Origin of the sequence: Allofournierella massiliensis (assembly GCF_964241245.1) — a bacterium.
In the GTDB taxonomy this organism is placed as follows: domain Bacteria; phylum Bacillota; class Clostridia; order Oscillospirales; family Ruminococcaceae; genus Allofournierella; species Allofournierella massiliensis.
Window position 1 is genome coordinate 135,253 of record NZ_CAXSWZ010000001.1, and the last position, 15,426, is coordinate 150,678.

Annotated in this window: 14 protein-coding genes; 11 read left to right on the forward strand and 3 right to left on the reverse strand. The window is 58.7% G+C overall.

Features of this window, described 5'->3' with window-relative positions; translation table 11 throughout:
• The first annotated feature begins 210 nt into the window (after positions 1-210).
• A complete protein-coding gene (coaBC, locus tag ACESYO_RS00650) occupies positions 211-1,410 on the forward strand; it encodes a bifunctional phosphopantothenoylcysteine decarboxylase/phosphopantothenate--cysteine ligase CoaBC (RefSeq protein WP_373209154.1) in 1,200 nt (399 codons plus the stop codon).
• A gap of 134 nt (positions 1,411-1,544) precedes the next feature.
• On the opposite strand, the gene ACESYO_RS00655 is transcribed toward coaBC, so the two are convergent.
• Positions 1,545-2,255: a FadR/GntR family transcriptional regulator gene (locus ACESYO_RS00655; RefSeq protein WP_058966772.1), complete on the reverse strand. Its 711-nt coding sequence runs from the start codon at positions 2,253-2,255 to the stop codon at positions 1,545-1,547.
• Positions 2,256-2,487: 232 nt separating this feature from the next.
• On the opposite strand from ACESYO_RS00655, the gene hypB reads away from it, so the two are divergent.
• The 4 genes from hypB (at position 2,488) to ACESYO_RS00675 (ending at position 7,606) form a co-directional block, all read left to right on the forward strand.
• Positions 2,488-3,168, forward strand: coding sequence for a hydrogenase nickel incorporation protein HypB (gene hypB / locus ACESYO_RS00660; RefSeq protein WP_373209156.1), 681 nt, complete (start codon positions 2,488-2,490; stop codon positions 3,166-3,168).
• Between the two features lie 25 nt (positions 3,169-3,193).
• A complete protein-coding gene (locus ACESYO_RS00665; protein ID WP_373209158.1) occupies positions 3,194-5,962 on the forward strand; it encodes an FAD-dependent oxidoreductase in 2,769 nt (922 codons plus the stop codon).
• 3 nt (positions 5,963-5,965) lie between these two features.
• Complete coding sequence (locus ACESYO_RS00670; RefSeq protein WP_373209160.1) at positions 5,966-6,379, forward strand: hydrogenase maturation nickel metallochaperone HypA; 414 nt, start codon at positions 5,966-5,968, stop codon at positions 6,377-6,379.
• Between the two features lie 180 nt (positions 6,380-6,559).
• A complete protein-coding gene (locus tag ACESYO_RS00675) occupies positions 6,560-7,606 on the forward strand; it encodes a DUF5692 family protein (protein WP_283127833.1) in 1,047 nt (348 codons plus the stop codon).
• Here ACESYO_RS00675 and ACESYO_RS00680 read toward each other — a convergent pair.
• Complete coding sequence (locus ACESYO_RS00680; protein WP_373211169.1) at positions 7,573-7,998, reverse strand: hypothetical protein; 426 nt, start codon at positions 7,996-7,998, stop codon at positions 7,573-7,575. The genes ACESYO_RS00675 and ACESYO_RS00680 overlap by 34 nt on opposite strands.
• Here ACESYO_RS00680 and ACESYO_RS00685 point away from each other — a divergent pair.
• From ACESYO_RS00685 to ACESYO_RS00710, 6 genes are all read left to right on the forward strand, one after another.
• Entirely contained in the window at positions 7,921-9,045 is a 1,125-nt protein-coding gene (locus tag ACESYO_RS00685) for an ABC transporter ATP-binding protein (protein WP_373209162.1), read from the forward strand. The two genes, ACESYO_RS00680 and ACESYO_RS00685, sit on opposite strands and share 78 nt — an antisense overlap.
• Positions 9,042-9,911: a carbohydrate ABC transporter permease gene (locus ACESYO_RS00690; protein WP_276869988.1), complete on the forward strand. Its 870-nt coding sequence runs from the start codon at positions 9,042-9,044 to the stop codon at positions 9,909-9,911. Before ACESYO_RS00685 ends, ACESYO_RS00690 begins: the two co-directional genes overlap by 4 nt.
• Before the next feature lie 171 nt (positions 9,912-10,082).
• Complete coding sequence (locus ACESYO_RS00695; protein WP_443983738.1) at positions 10,083-10,844, forward strand: carbohydrate ABC transporter permease; 762 nt, start codon at positions 10,083-10,085, stop codon at positions 10,842-10,844.
• An 85-nt stretch (positions 10,845-10,929) separates the two neighbouring features.
• Positions 10,930-12,348, forward strand: coding sequence for an ABC transporter substrate-binding protein (locus ACESYO_RS00700; protein ID WP_346672132.1), 1,419 nt, complete (start codon positions 10,930-10,932; stop codon positions 12,346-12,348).
• A gap of 89 nt (positions 12,349-12,437) precedes the next feature.
• On the forward strand, positions 12,438-13,181 hold the full coding sequence (locus ACESYO_RS00705; RefSeq protein WP_058966758.1) for a glycerophosphodiester phosphodiesterase: 744 nt from the start codon (positions 12,438-12,440) through the stop codon (positions 13,179-13,181).
• Between the two features lie 7 nt (positions 13,182-13,188).
• Complete coding sequence (locus ACESYO_RS00710) at positions 13,189-14,052, forward strand: HAD-IIA family hydrolase (RefSeq protein ID WP_346672133.1); 864 nt, start codon at positions 13,189-13,191, stop codon at positions 14,050-14,052.
• A 68-nt stretch (positions 14,053-14,120) separates the two neighbouring features.
• Here the strand turns inward: ACESYO_RS00710 and ACESYO_RS00715 are convergent, their stop codons facing one another.
• Complete coding sequence (locus tag ACESYO_RS00715; RefSeq protein WP_283127838.1) at positions 14,121-15,395, reverse strand: MFS transporter; 1,275 nt, start codon at positions 15,393-15,395, stop codon at positions 14,121-14,123.
• Positions 15,396-15,426: the final 31 nt, after the last annotated feature.

The window sequence follows — 15,426 nt, forward strand, 5'->3', positions numbered from 1 at the left end:
TTCAATTGTCCTCCTTGTTATTATTCCCGAAATCGGGATACAATACGCTGTTCAGTATAGCACCAAACCCGAAGCAAAACAAGAAAAGAATGGAACTTTTTTGCCCGGCAGCGGCTTTGGGCCAACACCTTCCGCAGGTGCATTTTTGTGTTATAATAGAAAACAGACAAAACCGGGCTTTTGCAGCCCCGAAAAAGGAGAAACGGCAACATGCTCAAGGGAAAACATGTGGTGCTGGCGGTCACCGGCGGCATCGCGGCATATAAAATGGCCACCATGGCAAGCCTGCTGGTGAAGCAGCACGCGGACGTTCAGGTGCTGATGACCCAAAACGCCACCAACTTCATCAACCCCATCACCTTCGAGACCCTCACCGGCCACAAATGTCTGGTGGATACCTTCGACCGGAACTTTGAGTTCAATGTGGAGCATGTGTCGGTGGCAAAGCAGGCGGACATTGCTCTGGTAGCCCCTGCCACCGCCAACGTGATCGGTAAGCTGGCCAATGGTCTGGCGGACGATATGCTCACCACCACCCTGCTGGCCTGCAAGTGCAAAAAGCTGGTGGCGCCGGCCATGAATACCCAAATGTACGAAAACCCCATCGTGCAGGACAATCTGAAAAAGCTGGAGCACTACGGCATGGAGCTGATCCAGCCGGTGGCCGGCCATCTGGCCTGCGGCGACAGCGGTATGGGCAAGATGGTGGAGCCGGAGGTGATGCTCCAGTACATCCTGCGGGATCTGGCGCTGGAAAAGGACATGCAGGGCCTGAAGGTGCTGGTCACCGCCGGGCCTACTCAGGAGGCCATCGACCCGGTGCGTTATATCACCAACCATTCCACCGGCACCATGGGCTATCAGCTGGCCCGCAACTGCATGCTGCGGGGCGCTGAGGTCACACTGGTCACCGGCCGCACCGCCCTGACCCCGCCCCCCTTCGTAAAGGTGATTCCGGTGGTGAGCGCCCAGGAAATGTATGAAGCGGTGGCCAGCCGTGCCGCGGAGCAGGATATCATCATCAAGGCTGCCGCCGTGGCGGATTACCGCCCGGCCACCGTGGCCAGCGAAAAGATCAAGAAGGCGGAGGGCGGCTTTGCCATTCCGCTGGAGCGCACGCAGGATATCCTGCGCAGTCTGGGCGAAGCAAAGCCCGCGGGGCAGTTTCTGTGCGGCTTTGCCATGGAGACCCAGAATCTGGAGGAGAACGCCCGCAAAAAGCTGGAGACCAAGAATCTGGATCTGGTGGTGGGCAACAACGTGAAGGTGGCCGGCTCGGGCTTCGGTGCGGGCACCAATGTGATCACCTTCATCACAAAGGAAGGCGCAGAGCCCCAGCCCCAGATGGACAAGGCCCAGGTGGCCGGCTGCATTGTGGACAAGATTCTGGCCATGCGGGCAGCAAAGTGAGTTTGGCTGCTTCGGCTGATTCCACTTAAATGTATATTAATTACGAAGAACAAAAAGAGTGCGTTGCCCTGAACGGAGGGCGGCGCACTCTTTTTGTGTGCTCTGTTATGGGGAAGGGAGTGGGGAGCAAGCACTCAGCGCTCGCTGTAAATCTGCTGGCTGCCCTGAATGGCCTGCCCCAGATACCGGTCGATCCATTCCGCCGCGGCCTGCTCATCCCTTGCGCGGATGCAGTCATACAGGCGCTCGGTGTTGCGCAGCAGTGCCTCGATGCCGTACAGCCGGCAAAAGCGCATCCAGAGGGTGATGACCGGGGCTTTGAAGGAATAGTAGATCAGCGGCACGATGCTGTTGCCGCCCACCAGCGCCAGCTCGTGCTGGAACTGAAACGCCTCTTCGGCGGCCTGCGCCGGGTCCTGTGCCTGCGCGATGCGGGCCAGCTGGTCGCCCAGGCTGTCCAGCGCCTCGTCCGATGCATGGCGGATGGCAGAGGTCACCGCCAGATGCTCCAGCGCCTGACGCACCTCCAGCAGCGAACGGATCTCATCCTTGCCCAGTATGCCGTCCCGATATTCCATGATGGCAATCAGGGTGGAAAGGTTGCCCTTGCGGCGGTAGTCCGCCACACAGGTGCCCTGCCGGGGGCGCACCTCCAGAAAACCCTGCTGGGCCAGCTCGGCCAGACCGCCGTTCACCACCGCCCGGCTCACCTGCATCTGGCGGGCCAGCTCCCGTTCCGGGGGAAGCTGGCTGCCCATGGGCAGTTCACCGGAAAGAATCATCCCCTGCAGCTGACGCACGAACAGTTGTTTCAGGCTGGGGGAATTCAGTTTTTCAAAGGGCATGCAAATCACCTCGTCTTTTGTTGTGGCTATACCACATACCACAAGCTTATTTTACCATGCAATTCGCTTAAGGAAAAGCCATTCTTTTGGGCTGTTCTCTGAAAAACTGGTATTTGATTGACGCGATATCATGGGAATGTTAAGCTATTAACAGCTGGACGGCGGGAAGAAACGAAAGCGATGCACTCTGGTCTGGCCAGAGTACCCGCCGCAACAACAAGGAGGGGGACCCATGGCGGATACAAACAGCAAGGTGCGTGTGATCGAAATCAAGCAGAGCGTGTTCGCATCCAACGACGAACAGGCCAGCATCCTGCGCAGAGAACTGAAGGAAAAGGGCGTGTTTCTTCTGAACCTGATGTCCTCGCCGGGCGCGGGCAAAACCACCACCCTGAAACAGACGGTGAAGGCGCTGGCAGGGGAAATGCGCATCGGCGTGATGGAAGCGGACATCGACTCGGACGTGGATGCCAGGGCCATGGCGGAGACCGGTGTGAAGGCCATCCAGCTGCACACCGGCGGCATGTGCCATCTGGATGCGGATATGACCCGTCAGGGATTGGAGGCACTGGGCACCGGGGATGTGGATTTGGCCATTCTGGAGAATGTGGGCAATCTGGTTTGCCCGGCAGAATTTGATACCGGCGCGGTGAAGAACGCGATGATCCTGTCGGTGCCGGAAGGCCACGACAAGCCCCTGAAATACCCGCTGATGTTCTCGGTGTGCGACGTGGTACTCATCAACAAGATGGATGTAATGCCCTATTTCGATTTTGATCTGGAAAAATGCAGGGAGTACATCCGCATGCGCAACCCGAACGCGGTGGTCATTCCCGTCTGCGCCAAAACCGGCGAAGGCATCGAGGCCTGGGCCGACTGGCTGCGCACCCAGGTGAAGGACTGGAAGAGCTGAGAGACAAAGGAAAGGACAAAAGGATATGAGCCAAACCCATTTTCCGCTGGATGAAGAAAAGCTGCCCTTTTCCATCCCGAAGGACGAAAAGCCGAGGGAGAAGATTTTAAAGCTGGGCCAGAAGATCACCGACCGGGTGCCCGCAAAATTACGCCCGCTCACCGCCGAGGACCCGGAATACTGGGGCCTTGCGGGTATCGTTACCGATGAGATGGCGGACGTGGCCCTGAAGATGAAGGTGCGCAAGCCCATGACTCTGCCGCAGCTGGTGAAGGTCACCGGTAAGCCTGCCCAGGAGCTGGAGCCCCTGCTGCAGGAAATGAGCAATGTGGGCCTGCTGGAATACAACTGGGAAAACGAGCGGCGGGAAAAGCAGTATGTGCTGCCCATGTTCGTGCCCGGCAGTGCCGAGTTCTTCAATATGAAGCAGCAGCAGATCGACGAGCACCCGGAGGTCACCGCCTTTTTCGAGCGCATGACCTTCCTGCCGCTGGAGCACATCACCGCCATGGTGCCGCCCGGCGGCGCGGGCATCGGCATGCATGTGATCCCGGTGGAGCAGGCCATCCAGACCGAGAACCGCTCGGTGGATATCGAGCATATTTCCCACTGGTTGGACAAGTATGACGGCAAGTACGCCGCCAGCCCCTGCTCCTGCCGCATGTCCCGCGCCAAACTGGGCGAGGGCTGCGGCGATGACCCGGAGGACTGGTGCATCGGCGTGGGCGATATGGCGGACTATCTGGTGGAGACCAACAAAGGCCACTATGTGGACCGGGACGAGGTGCTGCGCATCTTAAAGCGCGCCGAGGACAACGGTTTTGTGCACCAGATCACCAACATTGACGGCGAGAATAAAATCTTCGCCATCTGCAACTGCAATGTGAACATCTGCAACGCCCTGCGTACCAGTCAGCTGTTCAATACCCCCAACATGAGCCGATCGGCCTATGTGGCCAGCGTGACCACCGAAAACTGTGTGGCCTGCGGCCGCTGTGTGGAATACTGCCCGGCGGGCGCGGTGCGTCTGGGCCAGAAGCTCTGCACCAAGGACGGCCCGGTGGAATACCCCCGGCAGGAGCTGCCGGATCGGGTAAAATGGGGCCCGGAAAAGTGGGACATCAACTACCGGGATACCAACCGCACCAACTGCCACGACACCGGCACCGCACCCTGCAAGACCGCCTGCCCCGCGCACATCGCGGTGCAGGGCTATCTGAAAATGGCGGCGCAGGGCCGCTACACCGAGGCACTGGCCCTGATCAAGCAGGAGAACCCCTTCCCGGCGGTGTGCGGCCGGGTGTGCAATCGCCGCTGTGAGGACGCCTGCACCCGCGGCAAGATCGATCAGGCGGTGGCCATCGACGAGGTGAAAAAGTTCATCGCCCAGAAGGATCTGGACGCGGCCACCCGTTATGTGCCGCCCATCCAGCCCCCCTCCAACCGGGGCGGCTTCGATGATAAGATTGCCATCGTGGGTGCTGGCCCGGCGGGCCTGTCCTGTGCCTTCTTCCTGGCGAAGAAGGGGTATAGGCCCACCGTGTTTGAGAAAAACGCCCGCCCCGGCGGCATGCTGGTTTACGGCATTCCCTCCTACAAGCTGGAGAAGGATGTGGTGGACGCGGAGATCGAGGTGCTGCGCCAGATGGGCGTGGAGATCCGCTGCAATGTGGAGGTCGGCCGGGACGTGACGCTGGACGAGCTGCGCGCCCAGGGCTACAAGGCCTTCTATCTGGCCATCGGCTGCCAGGGCGGCCGGCTGGCAGGCATTCCCGGTGAGGACGCCGAGGGCGTGACCACCGCGGTGGAGTTCCTCCATCGGGTCAGTGAAGACGAGACCACCCCGGTCAGGGGCCGGGCGGTGGTGATCGGCGGCGGCAACGTGGCCATCGACGTGGCCCGCTCCTGCCTGCGCTGCGGTGCGAAGGAAGTGGCCATGTACTGCCTGGAGCGGGAAAACCAGATGCCTGCCTCCCCGGAGGAGATCGCCGAGGCCCGGCAGGAGGGTGCGGTCATCCATTGCGGATGGGGCCCCAGCCGCATTTTGCAGGAAAACGGCAAGGTTACCGGCGTGGAGTTCAAGCGCTGCGTATCGGTCACCGATGCAAACGGCCGCTTCGCCCCGGTTTACGACGAGAACGACACCATGACGGTGCCCTGTGATCAGGTGTTTATGAGCATCGGCCAGAGCATCCAGTGGGGCGGGCTGCTCACCGGCAGCACCGTGCAGCTGGGTGGCGGCAGACGGGCACAGGCAGACCCGCTGACCTATCAGACCGCCCAGCCGGATGTGTTCGTGGGCGGCGACGTGTACACCGGGCCCAGCTTTGCCATCGACGCCATTGCCGCGGGCAAGCAGGGCGCAGTGTCCATTCATCGGTTCGTGCAGCCCAACACCAGCATGACCATCGGCCGGGACCGCCGGCAGTTTATTGAGCTGGACAAGGACAACGCGGTCCTCACCGGCTACGACACCGCCGCCCGCCAGTATCCCGCCATGGACGGCCGCATTGACCACACCCGCTCCTTCCGGGATGCCCACGGCACCTTCACCGAGGAGCAGGTGAAAACCGAGACCGCCCGCTGCCTTGGCTGCGGCGCATCGGTGGTGGATCCCAACAAGTGCATCGGCTGCGGCCTCTGCACCACCAAGTGCGAGTTCGACGCGATTCATCTTTCCCGCGAGCTGCCCGATTGCAGCAACATGGTGCGCAGTGAGGACAAGTTCAAGGCCATCCTGCCTTATATGCTCAAGCGGGAAATGAAGATCCGCTTCGGCAAAAAGGAGAAATGAGCCATGCATGAACTGGGCATTGTGTTCCACATCATCCGCGGTGTGGAAGAGGTGGGCCGCAAAAACCGGGTGCCCCGGGTCAGCGCGGTGACCCTGCAGCTGGGCGAGGTGTCCGGTGTGGTGGAGCACTATTTGCAGGACTGCTGGCGCTGGGCGGCCGACCGCTCGGATTTGCTCAGGGGCGCGCAGCTGCGGGTGGAAACCATCCCTGCCCAGACCCTGTGCGAGGACTGCGGCGAGATTTATCCCACCGTGCCCCACGGCAAAACCTGCCCGGTCTGCGGTTCGCAGCAGACCCACCTGCTGCAGGGCAGCGAGATGCTCATCAAGGAGATCGAGGTGCCCGAAGAAAACGACGTTCCCCCCGAACCGGAAGGAGAGGGGGAAATCCAGTGCCCGGTTTGCGGCCGGGTCTGAAAAGCTAAGGCAATACCGCACAATTTCAGGTGGTGGAGCGCGCCGGAAAATTTTTTGGAAAATAGTACGGGAAATTTTGGCGTGATACGCCGCCTGAGGCATTCGCCGTGAATTATGCGGTGTTGCCACAATTGGAAAAAGCCGATGCACAAAACGCACCGGCAAAGGAGGAAATTTATCATGTTGTTCCAGATTTATGGAGAAAACGCCGGTTTCCAGCTGCTGGGCTGGGTGCTGGTCTTTGCGGGCCTGGTGGTGCTGAACGAGCTTTCCCGCCGCACCAAACAGGGAGGGGTGTTTTTCTTTCTGATTCTGCCCGCGGCGCTCACCGTGTATTTCGTGTCCATCTATGTGGGCGCGGCCATGGGGGCCGAGTGGGCGTTGAATAATCCCACTTATGTGCACATGAACAGCTGGTTTCACTATGCCAAGCTGTATGCGGCCACCGCAGGCTGCATCGGCTTCATGATGATCAAGTATAAGTGGGGCATCGGCAAGCAGCCCTGGTTCAGGGTGTTCCCCTTTGCCATTGTGGCCATTAACATTCTGATCGCCGTATGCAGCGATTTTGAATCCGGTATCCGGGGCGCCATGGCTCTGGCGGCTACCGGCGACCGGTGGTGGCTGTCCAGCGAGAATGTGTGGCTGTACGGCGGCTGGTGGAACTGGGTCAACGGCATTGCCGGTATCCTGAACATCCTGTGCATGACCGGCTGGTGGGGCATCTATTCTTCCAAAAAGCACGACGACATGCTCTGGCCGGATATGACCATTTACTTCATCATCGCTTACGACCTGTGGAACTTCGAGTACACCTACAATAATCTGCCCACCCATGCCTGGTACTGCGGTCTGGCCCTGCTGCTGGCCCCCACCTTTGCCAACGCGCTGTGGAATAAGGGCGGCTGGATTCAGAACCGGGCCAACACGCTGGCGCTGTGGTGCATGTTTGCCCAGGTGTTCCCCGCCTTCCAGGATTACAGCGTGTTCAGCACCCTGCCGGTGCTCTATTCCGACGGTGTGATGGATGCCTCCGTGCGCCCCGCAACCGCGAATCCCACCATGCAGGGCGTGATCGCCATTCTGGCGCTGGCAGCCAATGTAATCGTGCTGGCCATCATCATCAAACGGTCGGTGGAGCAGAAGAAGAATCCCTACAAGAACGAGATTTTCACCGATCATCGTGATTACCGTCAGGCCATGGCCCGGGCGGAGGTTATCCGATAAACTGCTGAAAAAACTTGCAAAGGCTTAACAAAATTTAACACAACCAATCCATTCTCCTCTTTCCTTGCCCCGGTGGCGCAGAATTCCCCCTCTGCGCTGCCGGGGCCTTGTTTTTGCCATGTTTGGCAGGTGGAACTTGTGATGATTTTTGGAGATTTCTGGAAGAATTTGCTTTTCCGGCTTTTTACAAACGATTTACCGGAAAGCGGCGGAAACGGAAAAAAGAATCCGGTATCATACCCAGTGTACCGGGCGGTGCGCCCCGGAAGAAGTGAGGGCGACCCGGTGCAGACAAGGGGGAAGAGAAAAGCAATATGGCAGAGATCGTTTTGAAGAATATCAGCAAAGTTTACGATAAGGGCCAGCGTGCAGTGGATAATTTCTCGCTGCACATCCGGGATGGGGAATTCATCGTGTTCGTAGGTCCCTCCGGCTGCGGCAAATCCACCACACTGCGCATGATTGCCGGTCTGGAGGAAATCTCCGAAGGCGAGCTGTGGATTGGTGATGAGCTGTGCAACTATGCCGAACCCGGTGAGCGGGACCTTTCCATGGTGTTCCAGAACTATGCCCTGTATCCGCAGATGAGTGTATATGACAATATGGCGTTTTCCCTGTCGGTGCGCAAGGTGCCGAAGGAGCAGATTGCCCGGCGGGTGGACAAAGCCGCCGAAATGCTGGACATCAAGCATCTGCTGAACCGGCGCCCGGGCCAGCTGTCCGGCGGGCAGAAGCAGCGGGTGGCCATCGGCAGCGCCATCATGCGCGAGCCCCGGGCCTTTCTGATGGACGAACCGCTGTCCAATCTGGATGCAAAGCTGCGGGTCCACATGCGGGTGGAGCTGGCGGCACTGCACCAGAAGCTGGGCGCAACCATGATCTATGTGACCCACGACCAGACCGAGGCCATGACTCTGGCCGATCGGATCGTGGTGATGAAAGAGGGGCGCATCCAGCAGGTGGCCAGCCCTGCCGAGCTGTACAGCCGCCCCACCAATCTGTTTGTGGCGGGCTTCATCGGCTCGCCGGCCATGAACTTCCTCCGCGGTACCGTGGAGGAAGGCGATGGCTGCATCGAGTTTTGCACAAGCCAGGGGATGCGTCTGCCGCTGACCTTTGACCAGGCGGCGGGCCTGTGGCCCCGGTGCCGGAACAGGGAAGTGGTGCTGGGCATTCGCCCGGAGGATATTCTGCCCACGCGGGCGGAGAACCGGGTGATGGGCCGTATGGATGGCTGCCTTACCGCCTGCGAGGGCCTGGGCCACGAGACCATTCTGCATCTGGAAACCGCCGACGGTGAATTTGCCGCCCGGGTGAAGGAACGTACCGGAGCCCGTGCGGGAGAAGCCGCCACCCTTTGGCTGGATATGGAAAAGGTCCACTTCTTCGATGGTGAGACCGAACAGAATCTTTTTTATCAGTGGAGCGATTGCGAATGAACCAGTTACGTCAACGGCTCACCGGCGTGAGCCCCTATTGTTACCTGATCCCCTGCTTTGCCGTGTTCGGCATGTTCCTGTTTTATCCGTTTTTCAAGACCATCTATCTGAGCCTGTTCCTCACCGATAAGCTGGGCAGAGCCAAGATCTTCGTGGGGCTGGAAAACTACACCGATCTGCTCACCTCCGAGAGCTTTTACAACAGCATTCTGGTCACCCTGATTTTTGTGGTGATCGTGGTGTTCGGCAGCATGCTGCTGGGCCTTGCCACCGCGGTGCTGTGCAGCAAGACCTTTCCGGGCATCCGGGCCTTCAGCACCGCTTATGCGCTGCCCATGGCCATTGCCTCCAGCGGCGCGGCCATGATCTTCAAGGTGATCCTGAACCCCACCATTGGTGTGTTCAACAAACTCACCGGGCTGGACATCAACTGGATCAGCGATCCCCGCTATGCCCTGATCTGTGTGGCAGTGCTCACCGCCTGGCTGAACAGCGGCATCAATTTCCTTTATTTCTCCGCAGGCCTTGGCAACATTGATGAGTCCATCTACGAGCGTGCCTCGGTGGATGGTGCCAACAGTGTTCAGAAATTCTTCCGGCTCACCCTGCCGGGTCTGAGCCCCATCATCTTCTACACGCTGGTGGTCAACATCATTCAGGCGTTCCAGTCCTTCGGTCAGGTGAAGATCCTGACCCAGGGCGGCCCCGGTGAATCCACCAATCTGATTGTATATTCCATCTACCGCGACGCCTTCTTCAATTACAAGTTCGGCAGTGCGGCTGCCCAGTCCGTCATCCTGTTCCTGATCATCATGGCGCTGACACTGGTCATGTTCAAAGTGGAAAAGAAGGGAGTCAAGTATTAAATGGATATGCCTGTGAACCAGAAGGCCCCGATGAGCGGCGTGCTGCGCCGGGGCCAGTATACCGAAGAGCAGCTGGCCGCGCTGCATCGCCGGATGAGTGCTGCCGCGCTGCGCCGCCGCCGGATCAAAACCGGCGTGCTGGTGACCCTGAATGTGGTGGTTGCCCTGTTCATGCTGTTCCCGCTGCTGTATGCGGTCAGCGTTTCTCTGATGACCGGCAGCGAGCTGTTCACCATGGATATGAACCTGATCCCCAGCGCCCCCACGCTGGAAAACTACCTGCGCGCCTGGGCTCAGGTGCCCCTGCTGCGCTTTATCCTGAACTCTTTCATTGTGGCCGGCTGCATTACGCTGGGCCAGATCATCACCTGCTCGCTGGCAGCCTTTGCCTTCTCGTTTTTGAACTTCAAGGGCAAAAACCTGCTGTTCATGCTGGTGATGGCCACCATGATGGTACCCGGCGAAGCCACCATCATTTCCAACTACCTGACCGTGAGCCAGCTGGGCATTCTGGATACCTATATCGTGCTGATTGTGCCCTCACTCACCTCCGCCATGGGGATTTTCCTGTTCCGCCAGTTCTATATGACCTTCCCCATCTCGCTGTACGAATCCGCCAAGCTGGATGGTTGCGGCAACCTGCGCTTCATCGTGCGAATTCTGCTGCCCCTTACCAAATCCGCCATCGGGGCAATGTCTGTTTACACCTTCATCAACGCCTGGAACATGTACATGTGGCCCCTGCTGGTTACCGGTTCTCAGGAGATGCGCACCGTGCAGATCGGTATCAGCATGCTGGACAACACCGATGCCCAGTCCATTACTCTGATGATGGCCGGTGTGGTTTCGGTGATCATCCCCAGTATGATCATCTTTGTGGTGGGCCAGAAGCAGCTGATCCGGGGCATGTTCTCCGGTGCGGTGAAGGGCTGACAAGCGATGCAACCGGCAAAATGCCGTTTGTAAATAGAAAAAGGATAAGCAACGAAGTATAATAAGTTTTGAGGAGAGAAAAGAAATGCAGAAAAAGAAGATCCTGGCGGGCGTTCTGGCCGCCGCAATGGCAATGACCACTCTGGCCGGCTGTGGTGCGGGCGCCGCAGGCGATTCCTCCGTGGCCGCCGGCACCGCCGAGACCACCGCTGCGCAGACCACGACCCAGACCTCCGGCCTGATCAGCGAGAATTTTGCCAATGTGGACACCAATGGAACCAAGATCACCTTCTGGCATTCCATGGGCGGCGTGAACGGCGAGGCCATGACCTATCTGGTGGACAAGTTCAACGCCGAAAACGAGTACGGTATCACCGTGGAGGCCGTGTATCAGGGCAGTTATGACGATGCCATCAACAAGCTCAAGAGCGCCCAGATCGGCAACATGGGCGCGGATCTGGTGCAGATTTACGACATCGGTACCCGCTTCATGATCGATTCCGGCTGGGTCATCCCCATGCAGGAGATGATCGATGCTTCCGGTTACGACATTTCCCAGATCGAGCCCAACATCGCCGCCTACTACACCACCGGCGACGGATTGTACTCCATGCCCTTCAACTCCTCCACCCCTCTGCTGTACTACAACAAGGATATGTTCGAGGCCGCCGGCATTGAGCAGGTTCCCACCAGCTTCTCCGAGATTGCCGAGGCCGGCGAAAAGCTGAAGGAGGCCGGCTGTACCGAGCCCATTGCCATCAGTGTGTATGGCTGGTGGTTCGAGCAGTTCATGGGCAAGCAGGGCCTGGATCTGGTGGACAACGGCAACGGCCGTGACGCGGCCGCTACCAGTGTGGTGTTCGATTCCAACGGTGGCGCTTTGAACATTCTGAATGGCTGGAAGGAGCTGTACGATGCGGGCATTGCCCCCAATGTGGGCCGCTCCGGCAGCGACACTGCCACCACCGACTTCACCTCCGGCAAGGCTGCCATGATGTTCGGCAGCACCGCTTCTCTGAAGCAGGTTCTGCAGGACAGCGGCGATTCCTTTGAGGTAGGCACCGCCTACTTCCCCAAGGTCAATGATTCTGATGAGGGCGGCGTGTCCATTGGCGGCGGCTCTCTGTGGGCCCTGAACAACAACGACGAGACCAGGGCCGCGGCCACCTGGCGCTTTATCGAGTTCCTGATTTCGCCCGAGTCTCAGGCTTACTGGAATGCCCAGACCGGTTATTTCCCTGTAACCACCGCTGCTGCCGAGCAGGATACCTACAAGCAGAACATGGAGCAGTATCCTCAGTTCCAGACCGCCATCGACCAGCTGCATGATTCCGCTCCCCAGTATGCGGGCGCTCTGCTGAGCGTGTTCCCCGAGTCCCGCCAGATCGTGGAGACCGAGATTGAGGAGATGCTGAGTGGCGGCCAGACTCCCGAGGAGGCTGTACAGTCCATTGCAGATCAGATGAACGAAACCATCGAGACCTATAACCTGATCAACGGCTGATCTTCCCATCGCCGGAAGCACGACCGGGAAAAGACTTCTCTTTTCCCGGTCTTTCGGCTTGAATGTACGAAAAAGGAGAGTATGAACCCATGAAACAGACCAAAGTATTTGCTCACCGGGGTGCCAGTGAGTACGCGCCCGAAAATACGCTGGAAGCCTTCCGCCTTGCCATGGAGCAGGGGGCCGAGGGCATCGAGCTGGATGTGCATCTGAGCGCGGACGGGGAGCTGGTGGTCATCCATGACGAGAAGCTGGAACGCACCACCAACGGCAAGGGTCTTGTGAAGGATCACACACTGGCTCAGCTGCAGGCTCTTCGGGCGGACAATCACATGGAAGGCTATGAAGCGGCCCGCATTCCCACCCTGCGTCAGGTGCTGGAACTGGTGCGCCCCGGCAAGATGCAGGTGAACATTGAACTGAAAACCGGCATTCTGTGGTACGAGGGCATCGAGAAAAAGACGCTGGAGCTGGTGAAGGAGCTGGGCATGCAGGATCGGGTGATCTACTCCTCCTTCAACCATTACAGCATCGAAGAAGTGCGCCGTCTGGATCCCGCTGCTGAGACTGCGTATCTGTTCAGTGATGTGATTTTTGAGGTGGAAAAATATGCTGCCCGTCACGGAGTGAAGGGACTGCATCCCGCCCTGTGGCATGTGAAAATGGCGGATTTCCTCACCGACTATCTGCAGAGTGGCCTTGCTGTGCGGGTATGGACTGTGAACCGCCCGGAGGATATGCGCCTGTTGATGGAGCGCGGGGTGGATGCAGTGATCACCAACGACCCCAGGCTGGCGCTGCAGGTGCGCGCAGAGCTGGGGGAAAAGGAGTAAGCCGCCGGTGGAACAGCTGCGTCAGAAAAAACTCTTTCTGCTGGATATTGATGGGACCATCTGCAAGGGCGACGGCCTGATCGACGGGGCGGGCGCCTTTCTGGAAGCCATTCGTCAGCGCGGCGGGCAGTTTATCTTCATCACCAACAACGCCACCCGCAGTACTCGGGATTATATCCGCTTTTTCCGACAACTTGGGGTGGAGACCGGCCCGGATCAGTACATCACAGCCGCTTATGCGACCATCCAGTATCTGAAAGAACACTGTGCGGGTAGGCTGATTTATGGCCTCGCCACCGACTCCTTTTTGCAGGAGTGCCAGGAAAACGGCATTCATATCACCACCAGCCTGCAGCCCGGTATCGACTGCGTGCTGGTGTCGTATGACAACCAGCTTAATTATGAGAAGATCAAGGATGTGTGCCGGCTGCTCACCGAGGGCGAACCGGAATACATTGCCACCAATCCGGATCTGGTGTGCCCTGTGGAATTCGGCTATCTGCCGGACTGCGGCGCCATCTGCAACATGATCGAAACCGCCACCGGCAAGCGGCCCCGTTTCATCGGCAAACCGGAGCCGGCCATGGTGGAATACGCCCTGCAGCGCACAGGCTGCACCCCGGAAGAAACTCTGGTGGTGGGCGACCGGCTGTATACCGATATTCTGTGCGGTGTGAATGCGGGGGTGGATACCGCTCTGGTACTGAGCGGTGAGGCTACCCTGCAGGATGCGGCAGCCTTTGCCCACCCGCCCCGGTTTCTGTTCCCTTCGGTGAAGGAGCTGGCGGAGGCTATTGTTCCCACCCGGAGCAATGCGCCTGCGATGAAAGCCGTTGTGCAGACCGGTACGGCAGAAGCCTGTGCCGGATGAACCATACAAATAAAAAGCTGTTTCCTCTGCGCTTGAGGAAACAGCTTTTTTGTGTTGTAATCGAAGGCTTATTCCGGCTGTTCGGTGACCTGTGGCTCCCGGATACGGGCCACCACCAGCATGGCGGCGGCGAACAGCAGAAAGCTGAACACGAAGGGCAGGCGACGGTCCAGGCTGGAAAGCAGCCCTGCCAGATAGCCGAAGGGAGAGGAGAGCGCCACCGTGGAAGCAATGATCAGGGCGTTCATCCGGGCCCGTTCCTGCGCATCCAGATTCAGTTGGAGCAGCGCATCCTTGCGCGGGTTCACCAGTGCGGCGCCCACGGCAGTAAGAAATACATACAGAAGAACCGCAGTTAAACTGCCCAATGGTGCAAGAATCAGCACCAGTGCGCCCGCGCCGTAAAGGGTCAGCCCGATCCAAAGCGGCATCCGGAACCGCTCAAAGTGCAGCCGATGCTGTAGGCCTACCATGAAGATCAGCATCACCGAGGCGTTCAGAATGGGGAACAGGGCCAGAAAGTTTTCTGAAAGCCCCAGCCGCTGGGTCACATACAGGCTGAAAAAGCTGTTGTTGATCATGGTGGTGATGTACAGAATCACGGAAACGGCCATCGCCTTTACAAGACCGGGACTGCGCAGCAGACTGGGGATCAGCTGGCGGTAATCCCCCAGCATCTGCAGCACGGAAACACCCTGGGTCTGTTCCCGCCGGATGCGGCCCTGCCCGGTTTCATGGCAAAAACGGAAGGTAATCAGCGTTTTTGCCACCATGGTGAGGGCAAACAGGAAATACAGCACCCGCACCACCGGTACGATGGAGTAGGCATTTACGAACAGGCCGGAAAGAGGGGCAAAAAACACTGCCACCAGCCCGCCGATGGTCACCCAGGTGTAGATTTCCACCAGGTCGCCGGGGTTGGCGTCCTCGATAAGCAGGCAGAACCAGGCCGTCTGGTTTACCTGCTCAAAACAGTTGAGCACCGCCGCAGCCAGAAACATCCAGAAATTCTGCGATACGGCCCACACGAGGCAGGCGATTGCCCAGCCGAAAAAGTCCCCCAGCATGGTGGTGAATTTCCGGCCCAGCTTGTCGGTCAGAATGCCGCCCAGAAAGGCGATGATTACCTGCACCACCATGGTTACCGACAGAATCAGTCCGATCTGCACATCGGTCACGCCAAGGGTATACATATAAAGGGTGGCAAAGGGCGTGATCAGGTTATAGGGGATCCCCCACAGCGGCTCGATCAGAATCAGGGTGCGGGGGTTGCCCTTGTTGTTTGCAAGCACCTGAAGAAGGGCGTGCTGTCTGCGTCCGGTTTTGGCTGCATTTGGTTCCATAGTTGAATCTCCTGCTTTTGGCATTTCTCAA